19 protein-coding genes are annotated in these 19,313 nt (G+C 65.1%); 7 read left to right on the top strand and 12 right to left on the bottom strand.

Annotated features, from left to right (window positions below):
* Positions 1 to 158 precede the first annotated feature (158 nt).
* The 4 genes from dapC to ACIGGF_RS24040 form a co-directional block, all read right to left on the bottom strand.
* Positions 159 to 1,247: a succinyldiaminopimelate transaminase gene (dapC, locus tag ACIGGF_RS24055; protein WP_397523605.1), complete on the bottom strand. Its 1,089-nt coding sequence runs from the start codon at positions 1,245 to 1,247 to the stop codon at positions 159 to 161.
* A 19-nt stretch (positions 1,248 to 1,266) separates the two neighbouring features.
* Positions 1,267 to 1,590, bottom strand: coding sequence for a ferredoxin (gene fdxA / locus ACIGGF_RS24050; RefSeq protein ID WP_008714223.1), 324 nt, complete (start codon positions 1,588 to 1,590; stop codon positions 1,267 to 1,269).
* A gap of 113 nt (positions 1,591 to 1,703) precedes the next feature.
* Entirely contained in the window at positions 1,704 to 2,462 is a 759-nt protein-coding gene (locus tag ACIGGF_RS24045) for a hypothetical protein (RefSeq protein WP_397523600.1), read from the bottom strand.
* Between the two features lie 31 nt (positions 2,463 to 2,493).
* On the bottom strand, positions 2,494 to 5,034 hold the full coding sequence (locus tag ACIGGF_RS24040) for a bifunctional FO biosynthesis protein CofGH (protein WP_397523599.1): 2,541 nt from the start codon (positions 5,032 to 5,034) through the stop codon (positions 2,494 to 2,496).
* A gap of 134 nt (positions 5,035 to 5,168) precedes the next feature.
* Here ACIGGF_RS24040 and ACIGGF_RS24035 point away from each other — a divergent pair, with 134 nt between their 5' ends.
* Genes ACIGGF_RS24035 through ACIGGF_RS24025 form a run of 3 tightly spaced genes read left to right on the top strand, consistent with a single transcriptional unit; the run spans position 5,169 to position 7,856 of the window.
* Positions 5,169 to 5,648, top strand: a complete 480-nt coding sequence (locus tag ACIGGF_RS24035; RefSeq protein WP_397523604.1) for a PH domain-containing protein — start codon at positions 5,169 to 5,171, stop codon at positions 5,646 to 5,648.
* The gene (locus ACIGGF_RS24030; protein WP_397523598.1) at positions 5,645 to 7,159 is read left to right on the top strand and encodes a PH domain-containing protein; all 1,515 of its coding nucleotides are present in this window, start codon (positions 5,645 to 5,647) and stop codon (positions 7,157 to 7,159) included. Before ACIGGF_RS24035 ends, ACIGGF_RS24030 begins: the two co-directional genes overlap by 4 nt.
* Before the next feature lies 1 nt (position 7,160).
* Positions 7,161 to 7,856, top strand: a complete 696-nt coding sequence (locus tag ACIGGF_RS24025; RefSeq protein ID WP_397523597.1) for a uracil-DNA glycosylase — start codon at positions 7,161 to 7,163, stop codon at positions 7,854 to 7,856.
* Here the strand turns inward: ACIGGF_RS24025 and ACIGGF_RS24020 are convergent.
* The 6 genes from ACIGGF_RS24020 to ACIGGF_RS23995 all read right to left on the bottom strand — a co-directional run bounded on the left by ACIGGF_RS24020 (position 7,783) and on the right by ACIGGF_RS23995 (position 14,015).
* A complete protein-coding gene (locus ACIGGF_RS24020; RefSeq protein WP_397523596.1) occupies positions 7,783 to 8,235 on the bottom strand; it encodes a hypothetical protein in 453 nt (150 codons plus the stop codon). The genes ACIGGF_RS24025 and ACIGGF_RS24020 overlap by 74 nt on opposite strands.
* A gap of 45 nt (positions 8,236 to 8,280) precedes the next feature.
* Complete coding sequence (locus ACIGGF_RS24015) at positions 8,281 to 8,439, bottom strand: hypothetical protein (RefSeq protein WP_008714214.1); 159 nt, start codon at positions 8,437 to 8,439, stop codon at positions 8,281 to 8,283.
* 45 nt (positions 8,440 to 8,484) lie between these two features.
* A complete protein-coding gene (gene mshB, locus ACIGGF_RS24010; protein ID WP_397523603.1) occupies positions 8,485 to 9,393 on the bottom strand; it encodes an N-acetyl-1-D-myo-inositol-2-amino-2-deoxy-alpha-D-glucopyranoside deacetylase in 909 nt (302 codons plus the stop codon).
* A gap of 65 nt (positions 9,394 to 9,458) precedes the next feature.
* Positions 9,459 to 11,243: an ABC transporter family substrate-binding protein gene (locus ACIGGF_RS24005; protein ID WP_397523595.1), complete on the bottom strand. Its 1,785-nt coding sequence runs from the start codon at positions 11,241 to 11,243 to the stop codon at positions 9,459 to 9,461.
* A 91-nt stretch (positions 11,244 to 11,334) separates the two neighbouring features.
* Entirely contained in the window at positions 11,335 to 13,272 is a 1,938-nt protein-coding gene (gene typA / locus ACIGGF_RS24000) for a translational GTPase TypA (protein ID WP_397523594.1), read from the bottom strand.
* A 317-nt stretch (positions 13,273 to 13,589) separates the two neighbouring features.
* Positions 13,590 to 14,015 carry a (deoxy)nucleoside triphosphate pyrophosphohydrolase gene (locus ACIGGF_RS23995; RefSeq protein ID WP_397523593.1) on the bottom strand — a complete coding sequence of 142 codons (426 nt, stop codon included), beginning with the start codon at positions 14,013 to 14,015 and terminating at the stop codon, positions 13,590 to 13,592.
* 14 nt (positions 14,016 to 14,029) lie between these two features.
* Between ACIGGF_RS23995 and ACIGGF_RS23990 the strand changes: the two genes are divergently transcribed.
* The gene (locus tag ACIGGF_RS23990) at positions 14,030 to 14,311 is read left to right on the top strand and encodes a 4a-hydroxytetrahydrobiopterin dehydratase (protein WP_397523592.1); all 282 of its coding nucleotides are present in this window, start codon (positions 14,030 to 14,032) and stop codon (positions 14,309 to 14,311) included.
* 1 nt (position 14,312) lies between these two features.
* Here the strand turns inward: ACIGGF_RS23990 and ACIGGF_RS23985 are convergent, their stop codons facing one another.
* The gene (locus ACIGGF_RS23985; RefSeq protein ID WP_397523602.1) at positions 14,313 to 15,530 is read right to left on the bottom strand and encodes a mannosyltransferase; all 1,218 of its coding nucleotides are present in this window, start codon (positions 15,528 to 15,530) and stop codon (positions 14,313 to 14,315) included.
* Between the two features lie 278 nt (positions 15,531 to 15,808).
* Here ACIGGF_RS23985 and ACIGGF_RS23980 point away from each other — a divergent pair, with 278 nt between their 5' ends.
* Positions 15,809 to 16,669, top strand: a complete 861-nt coding sequence (locus tag ACIGGF_RS23980; RefSeq protein WP_397523591.1) for a hypothetical protein — start codon at positions 15,809 to 15,811, stop codon at positions 16,667 to 16,669.
* Between the two features lie 138 nt (positions 16,670 to 16,807).
* On the opposite strand, the gene ACIGGF_RS23975 is transcribed toward ACIGGF_RS23980, so the two are convergent.
* Positions 16,808 to 17,551 carry a DUF1906 domain-containing protein gene (locus tag ACIGGF_RS23975; protein WP_397523590.1) on the bottom strand — a complete coding sequence of 248 codons (744 nt, stop codon included), beginning with the start codon at positions 17,549 to 17,551 and terminating at the stop codon, positions 16,808 to 16,810.
* 233 nt (positions 17,552 to 17,784) lie between these two features.
* On the opposite strand from ACIGGF_RS23975, the gene ACIGGF_RS23970 reads away from it, so the two are divergent.
* The gene (locus tag ACIGGF_RS23970) at positions 17,785 to 18,363 is read left to right on the top strand and encodes a TerD family protein (RefSeq protein ID WP_397523589.1); all 579 of its coding nucleotides are present in this window, start codon (positions 17,785 to 17,787) and stop codon (positions 18,361 to 18,363) included.
* A 130-nt stretch (positions 18,364 to 18,493) separates the two neighbouring features.
* Positions 18,494 to 19,309, top strand: a complete 816-nt coding sequence (locus ACIGGF_RS23965) for a hypothetical protein (RefSeq protein WP_397523588.1) — start codon at positions 18,494 to 18,496, stop codon at positions 19,307 to 19,309.
* Positions 19,310 to 19,313 lie beyond the last annotated feature (4 nt).

Raw genomic sequence — 19,313 nt, 5'->3', positions numbered from 1 at the left:
TAACCTTTGGCCACCAGCACATTCTCCCAGGCCATCACCACCCGCTACAGCACAACACGCAGCAAAATCAACAACGCTCAAATTGCAACAGCCCGGATCCCGTGCGCCGAACCGAATTGTGGACACTCAGCACACCTGGACCCCCGTGAACTGGCGAACTAGCTGCGCAGGCGAGCCGCCGCAGCCTCGATGCGCTCGTCCGTGGCCGTCAGTGCGATGCGCACGTGCTGCCCACCGTTCGGGCCGTAGAACTCTCCCGGAGCCGCGAGGATTCCGCGCTCGGCGAGCCAGTCGACGGTGTCGCGGCACGGTTCGCCCCGCGTGGCCCACAAGTACAGTCCGGCCTCGGAGTGGTCGACGGTGAATCCCGCAGCTTCGACCGCGTCCTTCAGCACCGTCCGGCGAGCTCGGTATCGCTCGCGCTGAATGCTCTCGTGCTCGTCGTCTGCCAGAGCAGCCGTCATGGCGGCCTGGATAGGAAGCGGCACCATCATTCCGGCGTGCTTGCGTACCTCGAGCAGCTCGGCGACGAGGGATGCGTCACCGGTGACGAACCCGGCGCGATAGCTGGCCAGGTTCGAGGTCTTCGAAAGGGAATGCACCGCAAGCAGGTTGGTGTGATCACCGCCGCACACGCGCGGATCCAACACGGACACGGCATCGGCGTCCCAGGTCAGACCCAGATAGCACTCGTCGGAGACGACGATGGCATCGCGCTCGCGGGCCCATTCCACGACCTTGCGCAAGTGGTCGACACCGAGCACTTTGCCTGTCGGATTGGACGGCGAATTCACGAAGATCAGCGACGCCCGCTCCGGCCCGAGCCGTGCCAGACCGTCGGCGCGCAAAATTCGTGCGCGGGCGAGCAGTGCACCCACTTCGTAAGTGGGATACGCCAATTCGGGAATGACAACCAGGTCGTCCGCTCCCAGGCCCAGGAGCGTGGGCAGCCAGGCGATCATTTCCTTGGTACCGATGGCCGGCAGCACCGCGTCGGACGTGAGACCGGTGATCGAGTAGCGGCGTTCGAGCGCCGCCACCGCCGTCTCGCGCAGCGCATCGGTCCCGACGGTCGTCGGGTAACCGGGCTGGTCCGCCACGGAGTTCAGAGCAACCCGAATCACCTCGGCAACCGCATCCACCGGCGTACCGACCGACAGGTTGACGATGCCATCCGGGTGCGCCGACGCCTTCTCTTTGGCAACGGTCAACGAGTCCCACGGAAAATCGGGCAGCGCCGCTGCCACCGCTCTTCGTGCCAAGGTGTCAGTTCTCGCCCATGGGAGGCAGAGCCTTGATGAACGGCGGGTCGTAATCCGTCTTGCCGAGCTTCGCGGCACCCCCGGGAGATCCCAGGTCGTCGAAGAAATCGACGTTGGCACCGACGTATGCACTCCACTGCTCGGGAACGTCGTCCTCGTAGAAGATCGCTTCGACGGGGCACACGGGCTCGCAGGCCCCGCAGTCGACGCATTCGTCGGGGTGGATGTACAGCATTCGATTACCCTCGTAGATGCAATCCACCGGGCACTCTTCGATGCACGCTTTGTCCAATACATCTACGCACGGTTCTGCAATCGAGTAAGTCACTGCTGCTCTCCCCTCCTGTATCGATGGTGGGCGCTCACGCGCCCTGAGCATCCTAGTATCGCGGTCCGAAACTGGGGCAAAGCGACCAGGGTGGCCTCACCTGCCCCGTCCGGCTATCGGCGCAGTTGCTTTGCGGGTACATCGGCACCCGCGATCGAGGCCTTCTGATGAGCTGCCAGCCACTTCCGTCCCTGCTTGGCCGCGCGTGAGAGCGCGCCGCGTTCACCGAGGTATCCGGCGACGCCGCCGACGAGTGGAATAGCACCGAGGACGCGGTAGAAACCGCGAGGATGCGGGCGCTTCTCCAATTCGCCGGTGACGTCGCGCAGCACGTTGGCGATCTGCCACATCCCGCGCAGCAACGCGAACGGGCCCGATTTCGGCGATTCTTCCTTCTTCTCCGGCGGGCTGTCGGCCAACGACGTCAGGTCCCGCTTGCACAGCACGGAACCGAGGAGCGCGACGTGTGTCTCGCGGTCGGTCACCCCGGATTCGCGGGCCACGGCCACGAGCACCATCGCCTGGTTGGCGAACCCGAGCAAGTCCTGAATCGGCAGCCGGTTGATCAGGATGCCGAACACACCGGGGAACGCAACGGCAACGGTGTTGAGAGCGCCGATGCGATTGACCCACCACTGCGAACGCGCATCGCTGTCGAGTTCTTCCCAGCCTGCGGTGCCCGGGAAGTCGGTGGTGTCGAACGCCTTGGCCAGGAAGTCGATGACGTTGTCGAGGGTCGAATCGTCCGCCGATGACTCACGAAACGTCCGGCCCTTGAGTCCGATCGGGTCACGAGTGGCAAGGATGTCGAGCACAGGATGAATGATGGCGACGGCACTGCTCAGTACCGCGGCGACTCGACGGTCGTCCATGTCAGAGAATGCTCCGTTTCGGAAAGCAGGGTCAGATGAGGCCGGCGACCGACACCGCAGGTGCCGGGCCGTACGTGGTGGTGCGCTGACGAACCGGTCGACCGATGCCATCGGCGATCTCGTGCAGTTCCGCGACGGTCTTCTCCGAACCGTTCTGCGAACCCGCCATCCGCGAGATCGTCTCCTCCATCAAGGTCCCACCCAGATCGTTCGCGCCTCCGTTCAGCATCGCCTGTGTACCCGTGATTCCCAATTTCACCCATGAGGTCTGAATGTTGTCGATCCGGCCGTGCAACATGATGCGCCCCAGGGCGTGCACCGCGCGGTTGTCCCGATTGGTCGGGCCGGGACGCGACGCACCCGCCAGATACAGCGGTGAGGACTGATGCACGAACGGCAGCGGCACGAATTCGGTGAACCCACCGGTCTTGTCCTGGATCTTCTTGAGAACGTTCAGATGTCCCACCCAGTGCGACGGATTGTCCACGTGGCCGTACATCATCGTCGAGCTCGACCGCAGGCCCACCTCGTGCGCGGTGGTGATCACTTCGATCCACTCGGCGGCGGGCAGCTTGCCCTTGGTCAGCACCCAGCGGACCTCGTCGTCGAGGATTTCCGCAGCGGTACCCGGGATCGAATCCAGGCCGGCGGCCCGCAATTCGGTGAGCCATTCACGGATGGACTGACCGCCGCGCGAGGCCCCGTTGACGATCTCCATCGGCGAGAACGCGTGTACGTGCATCGACGGCACCTTCGCCTTGACCGCACGAACCAGGTCGGCGTAGCCGGTCACCGGCAGCTCGGGGTCGATGCCGCCCTGCATGCACACCTCGGTAGCACCGACGACATGGGCTTCCCACGCCCGATCGGCCACCTCGGTTGTGGACAGCGTGAACGCGTCCGCGTCGCCCTTGCGCTGCGCGAACGCGCAAAAACGGCATCCGGTGTAGCAGATGTTGGTGAAATTGATGTTCCGGTTCACCACGTAGGTGACGGTGTCCCCGTTGACCTGCTTACGCAGATCGTCGGCGAGCGCGGCAACGGCGTCCATGCCGGGGCCTTCGGCCGTCGCCAGTGCGAGGTACTGCTCGTCCGACAGACCGGCCGGATCCTTCTCCGCTGCTGTCAGCGCGGACACCAGGTCCCGGTCGACTCGTTCGAGACCGGCCAGATCGCGCACCTGCTCACGAATGGAATCCCAGTCGCCGAACGCATTCGCCAGATCCGAACGGGTCTCGGTGTTGCGGCCCTGGGTGTCGATCTCGGTGTTCAAATCCACGCGTCCCGAGGACTCCCATTCCTCGTCCGGCTCCTGCCACGGCAGACCCGTCGGATTGACGCCCTCGCGTGCCATCCCGGTCTCCGGGTCGGCCACTGCCCGCACGTGCGCCGAGATCCGCGGGTCGATCCACGGTGCACCGGCCAACACGTACTGCGGCTGCGCGGCAGTACGTTCCACGAGCGTGTAACCGGCGGCCGCCGACAACTCGGCAAGAGTGTCGAGGTTCGGCCACGGCCGCTCGGGATTGACGTGGTCGGGAGTCAACGGCGACACCCCACCCCAGTCGTCGACGCCTGCGCCGAGCAACGCGGCGGTCTCCTCCGCAGCGACGAGGTTCGGCGGGGCCTGAATCCGCATCGACGGACCGACCACCATGCGCGTCACCGCGATGGTCGCCAGGAATTCTTCGAGACCGGCGTCGGGCACCGACCGCATCGCGGTATCGGACTTGGCCAAGAAGTTCTGCACGATGATTTCCTGCACATGGCCGAAAGACTTGTGCACCTTACGAATTGCCATGATGGACTCGGCCCTGTCCCGCAACGTCTCACCGATGCCCACCAGAATGCCGGTCGTGAAGGGAATGTTGAGTCGGCCCGCGTCGGTCAGCGTGCGCAGCCGAACCTCGGGATCCTTGTCGGGACTGCCGTAGTGCGCCTGCCCCTTCTCCTCGAACAGCCGACGCGAGGTGGTTTCGAGCATCATGCCCATCGACGGTGCCACCGGCTTGAGGCGCGAGAGTTCCTGCCACGACATCACTCCTGGGTTGAGGTGCGGCAGCAGGCCGGTCTCTTCGAGTACCCGGATCGACATGGCCCGCACGTAGTCCAGGGTCGAATCGTATCCGCGAGAATCCAGCCACGCCTTGGCCTCGGGCCACCGCTCCTCCGGCCGATCTCCGAGCGTGAACAGCGCTTCCTTGCAGCCCAACTCGGCCCCCTTGCGGGCGACGTCGATGATCTCGTCGGGATCCATGAACATCCCGTGCCCGGCGGCATTGAGCTTGCCCGGCACCGTGACGAACGTGCAGTAGTGGCACTTGTCGCGACACAGCCGCGTGATGGGCACGAAGACCTTGCGGGAATACGACACCGTCTTCGGACGGCCCGCGGATTCGAGACCGGCGTCACGTACCCGAGACGCCGACGCCATCAGATCGGTCAGATCCTCACCACGAGCGTGCAGCAACACCGTGGCTTCGTCGACGTTGAGAGACACACCGTCACGCGCACGACGCAGCACTCGTCGCATCGCAGAGGGAGCTGGTACGGAATCCGGTAGAGAAGTCACCAGTCGATCATGCGCTTCCTGGTACGCACGTGCCACCCGCGGGGTCGGGGCCCATCGTCGTGCGCGTTGTGCGTAGCTGGAAGTATGCAAAACGCGCACGACGGGTGAGGGCTAAGTTTGTACCCGTGACAACGATGACCGACCCCCGGTGGCACCCGTCTCCACGTGCACGTCTCCTGTGGGCCCTCGGCGCCGGTCTGCTGTGGCTACCGGTGTTCGTCGCCCAGATCGTCTGGGCCGTCTTCGACTCGACGTGGACCACCTGGCCGCATGTCGTAGCTCTCGTGACGTCGCTCGCGCTTGCCGTCGTGCACATCGTCATCGTCCCGCTGTGGCGTTATCGCGTACATCGCTGGGAGATCAGCGATACCGCCGTCTACACCCGCACCGGATGGCTGAGCCAGGAACGACGCATTGCACCGATCTCGCGAGTGCAGACCGTCGACACCGAACGCGGACCACTCGACCGTCTACTCGGACTGGCCACTGTCACCGTCACGACAGCGTCGTCGGCGGGCGCGGTGAAGATCACCGCACTCGATCAGAACGTCGCGAACGAGACCGTCTCTCGACTGACCGATATCGCCGGCCGCACCGTCGGAGACGCCACATGACCGACCAGGCAGAGTTGCTCGCCGTCGAAGAGGAACAGCCGTGGCTACGCCTGGACAAGCGGATGTTGTTGGTACATCCGGTGAACGAGGGCATCAGGCTCCTGCCCGTGCTGCTGATCTCGTTCTTCGTCGGCAGCCAGAGCGGTAACCACTACTGGAGTCTGGGCCTCCTCGCGGTCGTGGTGGTGTTCGCAATCCTCCGCTGGTTCACCACCAGCTATCGCATCGGGCCGGTACACGTACAGCTGCGCACCGGAGTTCTGCAGAAAAAGGTGCTGTCCATTCCGCGCAACAGGATTCGCTCGGTCGACGTCGAAGCGAACGTTCTGCACCGAGTCCTCGGCCTGTCCATCCTGCGGATCGGCACCGGCCAACAGGCCGGCAAGGGTGAGACCTTCGAGCTCAACGCGCTCGACACGTCACTGGTGCCGGAGCTTCGCGGCGAACTCTTGCAGCGAGTATCCGGACGCGTGCCGTCGAGCGACGGAATGCCCGTTGCCGCAGTCGATCCCGGGATCGAAATTGCACACTGGCAATATTCGTGGGTCCGTTTCGCGCCGTTCTCTATCACCGGCATCGTCACCATCGCCGCAGCCGTCGGCGTGCTCTTCCAGTACGGATTGGGGCAGAGGCTCGCCGAGTCCTCGGTGATCTCGAACAGTATCGACTCGGCGGAACAGTTCGGCATAGTCATGTTCGTCGTTGTCGCTCTGGTTGCGCTGCTCGTCGTGTCGAGCATCTTCGCGTGCGTTCGCTACCTGATCACCTACGGAAACCTGACCGTCACCGATCAAGGTCGCACCCTGCACGTCAGCCACGGACTACTGCGTACGCGCCAGTCGACCCTCGACCGCAAGCGGCTGCGCGGCACCTCCCTGGCCCAGCCGCTACTGCTGCGCGCGGTGAACGGTGCTCGTCTGGACGCCATCATGACCGGCGTCAGCGCCGAGAAGAAGGAATCGTCCCTGCTGCTCCCCCAGGCACCGCAGGCCGACGCTCTACGCATGATGACCACGGTGCTCGGCGACGCCGGTCTGCACGGCGGAGCCGACCGACCGCTGATGCAGCACGGACCAGCAGCGCGGCGACGCCGCTACACCCGGGCCGTTCTGCCGCTTCTGGTGATTGCCGCCGGATTGGGCATCGCGCAGTATATCGGCGCTCCGATTCCGATCCTCGCGTGGATCGCTGTCGGGGTGCTGTTCGTCGCCGCCTTCGGCCTGGCTCACGATCGCTACCGAGGCCTCGGCCACGCGGTCCTGCCCGGCTGGCTGATCACCCAGCACGGCTCGCTGGACAGAACGCGGCACAGCCTCGAAGCCGCCGGCATCATCGGTTGGACGGTGCGTCAGACGTTCTTCCAGCGTCGCGCCGGGGTCGCCACCGTGGTCGCCGCAACTCCAGCGGGCGTCGGCCACTACGAGGTGATCGATATCCCCGTCGAGAACGCATGGGCCATGATCGACGCCGTCACGCCGGGGGCCGGAGACATCTGGCTGCACCGAACCTGACATGACGCGGCCGCAGAGCATCGCCGAATTGGATCTGGCCGTGGCCGAGTGCCGGGCGTGCCCTCGCCTGGTCCAGTGGCGCGAGCAGGTAGCCGAAGAGAAGCGGGCCGCGTTTGCCGAAGAAACATATTGGGGCAGAGCAGTTCCCGGCTTCGGGCCGGCCGATGCGTCGATGCTGATCGTGGGACTCGCTCCGGCGGCGCACGGCGCCAACCGCACCGGCCGCATGTTCACCGGTGATCGAAGTGGCGACGTGCTGTACCGGGCGATGCACGCTGTGGGGCTGGCGAGCCAACCCACCGCGACACACATCGGCGACGGGTTGACGCTGAACGGAGTGCGCATCACGGCCCCGGTGCACTGCGCGCCGCCGCAGAACAAGCCGACTCCTGCGGAGCGCGATACCTGCAGGCCATGGCTGGACGACGAATTGCGGTTGTTGCGCCCGACGCTGCGGTCGGTGCTCGTTCTCGGAGCCTTCGGCTGGCAGACACTGTTACCGGTACTGGCCGCCAACGGGTGGGAAATACCGAGGCCTGCACCGAAATTCGGACACGGAGTTCGGCTGGAACTGGGATCGATCACCGTGTTCGCCAGCTACCACGTCAGCCAGCGGAACACGTTCACCGGACTGTTGACTCCGACGATGATCGAGGACGTACTTCGGGATGCGGGTCGGCATGCGCAGTTGCTGTGATCGCCTTCATCCGGAACATGAACAGCAGAACACCGGCGGGACCTGCCCCCGCAATGATCAGCAGCATCGTGCGCCAATCAGCGAGCAGTAGAACATCGCCGCCTGGGCCGCCGAACATGCACAGGGCCACCGCGGCGAACCATCCGATCAGGGGCGACGCCACCCAGATCGGCCGTTCGGCAACTTTGCGTGCGGCCAGGACCAGCGCGACATTGGCGATGCCGCCGAGTAGCGCGCTGATGGGAAATTGCACCGGACCGAGGTAGGCCGGCAGGAAGAAGACCGACAGAATTCCGGCGAGAAAGCCGTCGAACACCAGCACTGCGACGGTCGCCCAGGACACCAGGGCGACAGTATTGGAGGCGGCCTTCGAGATCATGCGACCAATACTGCCCTGAACCTGGTTGTTCTAACGCACCGGCACTCAGGAAACCGGAGGGTAGCCCAGCGAAGTGAGCAAGTTGCTCGCGCCCATGGCGATCTGACCCAGAACGTACTGGTACAGATCGGCCTGCGCGCCGAACTGCGGCTTGAGAGAATCGACGAACGCGACGATGGCGTCCTGCACTACCCAGTTGTACATGTAAGTTTCCGCCCCTGCTGTGATGAGATGAGTTCCGTTGTCGAATCAGTGATGCGCAGCACAGCTTAGTACGCCGGCGAAAAGGTCGCTTTCTCTGCCCGTCCCCTCGGCACCGGATCGGCCCCGAACCAGTACGTACTGCTCGTCCAACAGGATCGGCTGCGCGATGTCGTTGGACAGTGCGTACTCGCGTCCCGATGGGGCGACGGTGACCTGAGTGGCGTGCGCACGCAGCGCATCCCGCTTGGCGTCGAGCACGCCGCGGATGTCGATGCTGGTGGTGATCGTATTCTCCGGAACGCTCGGCAGCTCACCGTCGACCGGTAGTCGCCACCCGGCCGGGATATCGTCGATCTCGGCGAGTCCCGACTGCAGTTGATCGTGCCCGGTGACGGTCCAGTAGAACTTCGACACCTCCCAGGGCGTCCCTGCCCCGGGGTAGGAAGCCGTCCCGCAGACCTCGACGGCCTCGGTCACCAACGAGTGCACCTGCTGATGATCGGGGTGGCCGTAGCCGCCCTCGGGGTCATAGCCGACGACGACCTGTGGGCGCAGCTCACGGATGACGGCCACGAGCGCTCCGAGGGCCTCGTCGCGGTCGGCGTTGACGAAGGCCCGGGGCTTGCGGGCAGCCGAAGTCCCTGCCATTCCCGAATCCCGCCAACGCCCGGCTCCGCCGAGGAAGCGCGGCGGGTTGGCCCCCAGCGCAGCGAGCGCACGGTGCAGTTCCAGAATCCGATAGCCACCCAACTGATCGGCTCGGTCGACCACCAGATCGGCCCACGTCTCACCGATCACCTCGCCCTCCTCGCCGAGCGAGCAGGTGAGCACCGTGACATCGGTCCCGGCGCGAACGTAGTGCGCGATGGTGCCACCGGTGGTGATGGTTTCGTCGTCCGGATGCGCGTGCACGAGGAGTAACCGCTGCGGCTCCGTCAATACCTGATCGGTCATCGCCTGCTCCGCCACTGCTTCTGTTCTCATTTCGTGATTCCTGGTGATGGCTCCGCGGCGATCGGTCACGAGGGCGTCCGCATCCACCGGGCGGCGTCGGCGAAGATGCCCACCTCGACCGGACCGGTCAACGAGACGCCGGTGATGCCGGGGACTGCGGCTACCACGGACGAGTCCTGCATGATCGGCAACGTCGATGCGAGCGACCACAGCTCGGGTTCGACGACGTCGGCGGCGACAGCTGGATCGAGGCCTGTCACCAGGGCCCTGTCGATCGTCGGTTGAAGTTCCGGTACGCACAAGCCGGACAGAGTTCGCGGCACATCGACACCGTTGCCGTCGACCGGTTCGTCGACGCAGCCGAACCGTGAGGCCAGGGCCGTTGCGGGGTCGACTCCCGCGCTGGTCCACCCGACCACCGCATCGACCGTGCCCTCGGTCAGCGCTGTCGAATACAGTTCGTCGGCCGGCAGTGGGGTGACGATCGCATCGATGCCTGCACCGACGAGCTCGTCGGCGGCCGTTCCCGCGACGGCGAGCGCGATGTCGTCGTTCTCGACGGCCCCGATCACGAATCGCAACGCCGTGCCGGTCGTGTCGGCAAGACGAGCGACGCTCGGTGCCGGAGAACTGGTGGTGGTCGGCGCTGCGGTCGTCGTCGGGGCGGCAGTGGCCGCGGCACCCGGCGTGGATGTCACCAGCGCATCGGGTGTCGGCAGGAACCCGGCCCGTTCCAGCAGATCGAGGGCAGCCGTCGTGCCGATGGGGGCGGGGGCGGTGGCGGAATAACCGGGGTCCGACGGAGAGGACAGTTGCGCTGCGGCCCGGCGATCGGTGGCTCCTCCGCCGGCACCGACGGTGGCCAGCAAATTCGGGTCGAGCAGACCGAAGATTCCTTGCCGCACTCTAGGATCGGACATGTTCGGAGCTCGTCCGTTCACCGTCATCGACAGCACCCGGGATTGCCGAATCGTGTCGGTCCGCACGCCGGGGATGGCCGAGAGCTGAGCACGCAAGGCCGCACCACCACGCACCTGGGCGATCTGGGCGTCGGCCGATCGCAGAGAATCGGCCAGTTGTGCCGGCGTGCCGCCGCGTCGAATCAGGATTTGGTCGGGCGAAGCAGGTCGATCCCAGAAGCGGTCGTTGCGCTCGAGCAGAATCTCGTCTCGCCCCTGGTCGACCGTCTTGATGTTGAACCGGGAACCCGAGACCGGAACCGTGTCGGTCAGGCCCCCCTGGAAGCCGCCCGGTGAGTCTCGGAGTAGATGCGAGGGCACCAGGTCGGTGAACAGTCGCTGCCACGCCGGATACGGCGACGACAGGACCACGTCGACCGTCTTGCCCCCGCCCGAGGACGTGACGTCGTCGATCAGCGCGTATCCGGCGGGGTCGACGACCCCGGGTTGAGTGATCATCTGCTGCCACAGGTAGCGGAAATCCTCGGCGGCAATCGGTGCGCTGTCGGACCATTGGGCCTCGTCGCGGAGCTGATAGCGAATGGTGAAGGGCGCCTGCGAGATCACCTCGGCCGAGATCAACAGCGACAGGTCCGGCTCCCACGTCGTCGCACCCGTGTCCGGGTTCCGAACCGGGCGGAACGGGCTGGGTAGCACCAGTGAACTCACGGCAGCCGTGGCAGGCGATTGATCTGCCAGCAGGTGCGGGTTGAAGCCGATTCCGACATCGTCGATCGCGACCACGACCGGATCACCGGTCTTGGCCGGAACCATCGTCGTGCTGACCGACGTCTCGACGCTCTCGATAGGCGGTGGTGGATCCGCAGTGCACGCGGTGAGGACCAGAGCAATGGCAGAAACCAGAACCGTCGGTATCGACACCTTGCGCAACGAGGATCTCCTTCGTGGTCGGCCGCCTTGTGCGACAGAAGCGACGCGTCCCTCCAGGGTGACACGTCGCTTCTGCCGCGCGAAGTGAGTCTTACAGAGCAGCCTTGTCGCGCGTCTTGCTGCGCGAACGCTCACGGGCGCGCTCGTTGGAATCGAGGTGCACCTTGCGGACGCGGACGACCTCGGGGGTCACCTCGACGCACTCGTCGCCCGCACAGAACTCCATGGCCATTTCCAGGTCCAGCTTCTTCGGCTTGGCCAGGGTCTCCATGACGTCTGCCGAGGACTGACGCATGTTGGTCAGCTTCTTCTCGCGGGTGACGTTGATATCGAGGTCTTCCTGACGCGGGTTGATGCCCACGACCATGCCCTCGTAGGTGTCTGCGCCCGGCTCGACGAAGAACGTGCCGCGGTCTGCCAGCTGGATCATCGCGAACGGGGTGACCGTGCCGTGACGGTCCGAGACGAGCGAACCGGTGTGGCGGGCGCGGATCTCGCCGGCCCACGGCGCATAGCCGTGGAAGACGGCGTTGGCGATACCGGTACCGCGGGTGTCGGTGAGGAACTCGGTGCGGAAGCCGATCAGGCCACGCGAGGGAACGATGAATTCCATGCGAACCCAGCCTGCGCCGTGGTTCGTCATCTGCACCATCTTGCCCTTGCGTGCGGCGAGCAGCTGGGTGACGGCACCGAGGTATTCCTCCGGGGTGTCGACCATGAGCTCTTCGAAGGGCTCGTGCAGCTTGCCGTCGACCGTCTGGGTGACCACCTGAGGCTTGCCGACGGTGAGCTCGAAGCCTTCACGACGCATCTGCTCGACGAGGATGGCGAGAGCGAGCTCTCCACGACCCTGGACCTCCCAGGCATCGGGGCGACCGATGTCGAGGACCTTCAGGGAGACGTTACCGATGAGCTCCTGGTCGAGGCGGCTCTTGACCATGCGCGAGGTGAGCTTGTGGCCGCTGACGCGTCCGACGAGCGGGCTCGTGTTGGTGCCGATGGTGACCGAGATGGCCGGCTGGTCGACGGTGATGCGCGGGAGCGCAACCGGGTTCTCCAGATCGGCGAGGGTGTCGCCGATCATGATGTCGGGGAAGCCTGCGACGGCGACGATGTCGCCTGCCACACCGCGCTCACCGGGGACGCGCTCGACGCCGATGGTGTTGAGCAGCTCGGTGATCTTCGTCTTCTGGATGACGGGCTCGCCGTCGACCTCACGCATCCAGCTGACGGTCTGACCCTTGGAGAGCTGGCCGTTGTGGATACGAACCAGCGCGAGGCGGCCGAGGAACGCGGACGCGTCGAGGTTGGTGACGTGAGCCTGCAGCGGCGCGTCGACGTTGCCCTTGGGCGCGGGGACGTAGCTGAGCAGAACCTCGAACAGCTCGTCCAGGTTCTCGGCGTCGGGAGCGTGTCCGTTCTGGGGCTGCACCTTCGAGGCCTTGCCCTCACGGCCGGAGGCGTAGAGGACGGGGAGGTCGAGTGCGAGTTCGGCCGCCTCGGACGCTTCGTCGTCAAGGTCGGAGGCGAGATCGAGAAGCAGGTCGTGGCTCTCCGAGACGACCTCTTCGATACGCGCGTCGGGACGGTCGGTCTTGTTGACGACCAGGATCACCGGCAACGACGCGGCGAGCGCCTTGCGCAACACGAAACGCGTCTGCGGCAACGGGCCCTCGGATGCATCGACGAGAAGGACGACGCCGTCGACCATGGACAGGCCGCGCTCGACCTCTCCGCCGAAGTCGGCGTGGCCGGGGGTGTCGATCACGTTGATGACGGTGATGGTGCCGTCGGCATTGCGCTTGTGAACGGCCGTGTTCTTGGCCAGGATCGTGATGCCTTTTTCTTTTTCGAGGTCACCCGAGTCCATGACGCGGTCGATCGCTTCGGCACGTTCCTCGAACGCGCCGGACTGCCGAAGCATGGCGTCGACCAGGGTGGTCTTGCCATGGTCGACGTGTGCAACGATGGCGACGTTGCGAAATGTGGTGGTGCTGTCGATGTTGTCTGCACTGCTTGGGGCGCTCACGCGAAAAATTCTCCTGGAGTCGAATGCGGGCTCTTGTTCGCTAGCGGGCTTATGTCGCTAGAGAAGCGCGCTGCACCGCGAGGTTCTCGCGACTGATCGAGTTTACCCGTAGTTCGACGGTGCCCTGCGCCACCCTCAGGTCTGTGACCTGCGCCACCCATTAGTCTTGGTGCTCATGGGCAAGGTAAAGGCAGTAGATGTCTCGGGGATGAAGCCCAAGAAAAAATGCTGCCGCAAGAAGGTTCGGTGCGTCACATGCCCCGTCGTGATCATGCGAATGAAGAAGCTGGAATCCGCGGGCGCGACCAAGAAAGACCTCAAGAAAGGTCTGAAGACCGCTCGGGCGAAGTGAGCAGAATGTCCTGCAGATCCGGCAGCCAGAGTCGGTCGGCATCCACCAGATCCACAGTCGGCAGCGTTTCGGCATCGACCCACCGCAGAGCTGAATGTTCCAAGGGCGCAGGGGTTCCCGCGATGATCGAGGCCCGATAGGCCCGCAGGACCAGGCCACCCGACAGCTCGACGTCGCCGCTGAGCGCGGCACCGATCGAACACTCGACGCCCAGTTCCTCGCGCAGTTCACGAGCGAGTGCGGCGTCTTCGGACTCCCCCGGCTCGACCTTGCCGCCGGGCAATTCCCAGCGGCCCGCCAGCTCCGGGGGACGGGTTCGCTGCGCCAGCAGCAGTCGGCCGCCGTCGATCAACGCGGCCGCGACAACCACAGCGGTGGGGGTACCGGACATGCCACCATCTTTCTATGAGCCAATTGTTGACCGACCGCGATATCGAGAACGCCCAGCTCACCGACTGGACGTTGGCAGAGAAGTCCCTGACGCGCACCGTCGAACTGACGTCGTTTCCCGCAGCCATCGAGGTGGTGAACCGCGTGGCCGACGCGGCGGAGGAGGCGGACCATCATCCTGACATCGACATCCGGTGGCGGACGCTGACCTTCACGCTGTCGACACATTCCGCCGGCGGGCTCACACAGAAGGATGTGGATCTGGCGCGTCGGATAGACGCCCTGATCTCGACCTGACTCACACGGTCGTTCCGCGGGCTCCACTCCTGACCCGCCCGGCGTAGACGACCCAGCCGAGGAACAGCACGGAGCCGATCACGTCGACGGCCCCGGCCCAGGCCTCCAGGCCGGGACGGGGGATGGTCCAGATCGATTCCTGGAAGAAGCTCAGCAGCCACGGCACGCCCACCGTGACCGTCACCAGCCAGAAGCCGGCGACGATCTTGGCACCGGCGACATCGCGCAGTGGGCCGTGCAGCAGCCAGATCACCATCGGAATGACCCAAATCCAGTGATGTGACCACGAAATCGGCGAGATCAGCAGCCCGAACAATTGGACGATGATCAGAATCCCCAGGTGATCGCGGCTGTCGAGTGCTCGCCATGCCAGTACTGCCAGCAATGCCACGATCACTGCTGCACTCAGCCACAGCGGCCCTTGCCCGACGTCCTCGCCCACGATGCGGCTCAGGGCTCCGCGAAGAGATTGGTTCCACACCGAGCCGACGGGTCCGATGCGATCTGCGTCCCCGAGCAGCGTGGTGAAGTAGGTGGCGGCCTGACCTCCCAGCGCCGCGAAGCTGACCGCGACGGTGACCGCGAATGCCACCGCAGAGAATGCCGCGGCCTTCCACCGCCGAGTCGCCAGGAAGTAGAGGCCCGTGATCGCCGGTGTCAGCTTGATACCTGCGGCGAGTCCCACGAGTCCGCCCGCCACCCACCACCGCGAGCTGCGCGCCGCGAGCAACGCCAGCAGCACCAGAAATACGTTCACCTGCCCGTAGTCGAGCGTTGTCCGGACGGGTTCCGACCACAGCCCCAGCGCGGTCCACAGCATCGCGATGCGCACCCAACGCGATTCGGCGGCGCGCGCGTCGCCCAGCACCATCGACAGCGCCAGCCGGACCACGACGAACAACGCGGCCATCGTTGCGGCCTGCCAGGCGATGCCGACCAGTGTGAACGGCAGGTAATGCAGCGGGAAGAACACGAGCGCGGCGAACGGCGGGTACGTGAACGGCAGCGGGAAGTCAGGGGTCTGTTCCGAATACGTGTAGTCGTACAGATTGCCGCCGAGCAGAGCCGCAGAGCCGTCGACGTAGACGTGCAGATCGACGAGATTCATACCGTTGGGCGTCGCGAAGGCCCAGACGAATCGGCTGATCACCGAGACCGCCAACAGAACGGGGGCCAGCCGAACAAGTCGGTTCACTGTGCGTGCGGTTCCGTTCGGTATCGATGCGGTTTATCGAGAAGAAAGACTATAGGTCGACGCATGCCTTCCCCAACCACGTCGGTCGACAAGTAACATTTGCATCACCTTTAACACTGACCACTTCAGTAACACGCTATCGTGTGGCTCTGCGGAGAATTCGCAGGGTTGCCCACATAAACTTCCCTGGCACAGTTGTGACGGGGGACGGTTGGACGTCAACAGCTGTACATCGGGGATCGCGCTACATAGAGTGACCCCTCGAGCACCGGCTGTTCGCCGGGGCCCGCGTCATGATCAGAATGGGGAATATCACCGTGCTTCGTACCCGCGGAACGCGTCGCGTCTTCACGGCGTTTGCCGTTGCAGCAGCCGCCGCACTCGTCGTGCCCACCACCGCATCTGCGCAGCCACTGGTGCCCATGGCACCCGCTGATCTGCCTGCGGCGCCGGCCGATCCCGGCGCGCTGATCGCTCAGTTCTTCCCCGCACCCGGCGAGCCGCTGCCCAATCTTCGCGAGGTCGAGGCACTTGCCTCGTTTGCACCTGCCATCGTCGGTGCCGCAGCCGGCCCCGCCGATGTCGGAGCCACTCCGGCAGCCGATCTGCTGGGCCAGGCCCGCGCTCTGCTCGCGACGGCGCAGCTGCCGGAGCAGGTCAAGTCGCTGCTCGAAACGGTCATCACATTCCTCGACGGATCCGGTGGCGGCGGCCCCGAGCTGCCCACCGACGGACCGGTCATCGCCCAGTTCCTGTACCCGACGCTCGGCCAGGGGTGCATCTCCGACACCGCCGATTCCGTCGGAACCGCTCTCGCTGTTCCGGGCCCGGCCACGTTGCCTCCCCCCGGACCGGCCGCGGGTCAGGCGGGCTTCGTCTTCACCGCTCTGGGAACCGCGCCCATCGCCGCCGAGCAGACCGCTCCGCTCACCGTCACGTGGCTAAACATCGACAATCGTCGCTCGGGAACCCAAGACCTGACCGGCGCAGCGATGATCAACACCGACGGCCCGGCCACCCTGTCCGCCATCGCCGATACCGGCCCCGGACGCGTGCTGTCGGTCATCTCCGGCTCGATCACCACGCAGTCGAACGAAGATCCGGCAGCGGCACCTCGTAGCTGCACGTTCCTGCCCACCATCGGAACCGTCTACGTTCCGTAAGTCTCATACGCACGTCGCCCCCGGTTGCTCGTCAGCCGGGGGCGAATTGCTTTCGAAGGTCCGTCATCGACGCATTGTCGAATGCGAGAAATGCCGAACAATTCGGGATTGTGCAGAGGTGAATTACACGCGTGGAATTCAGACGATTTCGGCTGTGGATTTCGACCACTGCCCGTAATCGGTCGTCAGAATTCTATTGACGTCCACGGTGACTCCGCCGACCGAATCCTTGTCGATCCGAATTTGATGAATGTGCGCAGCCGGGTGAACGAAGCCCTTCGGCGTCCCCCAATTGTGCTGCCAGAACCACTGTCCGAGGCCGGCCGTGGAGGCCAGTTCGATGGTGGGCGAGTTGGCGTAGATACCGGTGTTCTCGGCCCCGATCACCGACTGCCAACCCAGGATGTAGGGCGCGATCAGGGTTGCGAACTCCACTGCGGTGGGATTGTCGTCGATCGAGACGTAGATCGGCCGGTCTGCGGGACCGCCGGCCGCGGTGTGCAGTTCCAGGCCGCGTGCGGCGTGTTTCACCCCCGCTGCGTACCCGCCTCGCCAGTCCGACGTCGTTCCTTTCCCGAACTGGTAGTTCGAGACCACTTCGAGCCCGGCGGAAGTGAGCGAGTCGGCCTCGGATCTCCGCATCGGCTTGCCGACCATCCACGTCGCGTCGGGTCGGCGGTCGGAGACGTACCGGACGGCACCGAGGTGACCGGCCTGTTTGATTGCCGAGGCCGAAGGCACCCCTCCCGAATAGTCGACGAGGGTTCCCAGACCGACGTCCGCTTTCGCGGTCGACGTTCCCAAGGCCATCAGGCCTACTGCGGCAGCGGACCCTGCGGCGGCGTACTTGAACAACTCGCGTCGCGAAACCTGCACAGACATCTCCGTTTGTCGTTCGATCGCTGCGGCGCGCCTACCCGACAAATCGCACAACCACTGCTAGCTTCCATCGTTTGTCGTATCCCACCACAATCCCATCGGTATCGCCAGCCCCATCGCTCCCACCCATCACACTTCCCTCCTGCTGCACTCGCGCACCTCGAGCATCGAACTCCCGAGCATGAATATGGTGGGGGGACGATGCACGGAACGAACGCGCGAAGGAGTGGATGGGCATGGGCGTATCGCTCGCCAAGGGTGGCAACGTCTCACTGACGAAGGAAGCACCGAACCTGACCGCAGTGTCCGTCGGACTGGGCTGGGACGTCCGGGCCACCACGGGTGGCGACTTCGATCTCGATGCCAGCGCCATTGGCCTCGGCACCACCAAGAAGGCACTGGGCGACCTGTACTTCGTCTTCTACAACAACCTGCGCTCACCCGACGGTGCCATCGAGCACACCGGCGACAACCGGACGGGTGAGGGCGAGGGCGACGACGAGAGCATCGACGTCGACCTGGTTGCACTGACCCCGGAAGTGGACTCCATCGTGTTCCCGGTATCCATTCACAACGCCGACGCCCTGGGGCAGAACTTCGGTCAGGTGGTCAACGCGTTCATTCGCGTGGTCGACAAGTCCGACGGACGCGAGCTCGCCCGGTTCGATCTCAGCGAGGATGCCTCCACCGAGACCGCTATGGTCTTCGGTGAGCTGTACCGCCGTGGTCCAGAATGGAAGTTCCGCGCCATCGGCCAGGGATACGCGTCGGGCCTGGAAGGCATCGTTCGCGATTACGGCATCGACGTGGGTTGAGCGGTACACGGCCTGCCACCGGACCGTCTCGATTCGACAACGGATTCCGGCCCGGCTTGTGACACCGAGATGATGTGTGGTGGTATCAGCGCAACCGCAGCATAAGCCACATCAGTCACAGGAGTCCCACATGTCTCGACGCCTCAGCCGCCTGGCGGGCGCGCTCGCGCTCTCCTGCGCAGCGTTGCTCGCCGTCCCCGCCACCGCGGCGGCGGAACCGGCAGATCCGCTGGCCCAGGCGATCGCCGCACTGCAGGGCCAGGGCGGCGCACCCCTCGCTGCGGCGAACGCCATCGCCGACTCGCGCACCCCGGTGGCCGAAGAAGCCAGTGCCGATCCGTTCGCGGCGCTGAACGCAGCCAACAAGGCGCTGACAGACTTCGGCATCACCCCGTTCTTCTACCCGACCGCGGCGATCAACTGCGCTGCCACACCGGGCGCACCGCTGGGAATCGTGCCGGGTGTTGCCGGTGGGGCCGGCGGGCCGTGGCCGCAGCTGTCCGTACCGCCGATCGCCACTTTCCCCGGCCTGCCCTCGATCGCCGTGCCCGAACTCGATGCGGTGAACAAGGGCGAGACCATGTTCGCCTTCGTGCCGGCCGGCATCGTGAACGACTCGGCGAACAAGTCCGGTATGCAGGTGGCGTGGTTCAACGTCAATACCCTGCAGGGCGGCTTCGCCGACTTCGGCGGGCTGGCAACCACTCTCGCCGAGTCGATCCTCGACAACTCCGGCATTCCCGCAGAGTTGAAGGAACTGGCCCGGCCTCTCGTCGTCAACGCACTCGATGCGTTGCCTGCTGCCGGTGCTCGCGCAGTGCCCGTCGACACCGGATCGGGAACCGTCCTCGCGGCGGTCTTCGGCACGGTGAACCACAAGGCTCTCGACGGTACCGACAAGAGCTGTTTCTTCTTCCCGACCGTCGGTCTGATCAACGTCGCATAGCATT

It is taken from the genome of Rhodococcus sp. NPDC078407, from assembly GCF_044542515.1.
Lineage (GTDB): Bacteria > Actinomycetota > Actinomycetes > Mycobacteriales > Mycobacteriaceae > Rhodococcoides.
Note: the sequence above shows the minus strand (reverse complement) of the source record. Positions and strands in the feature narration are given on the sequence as shown.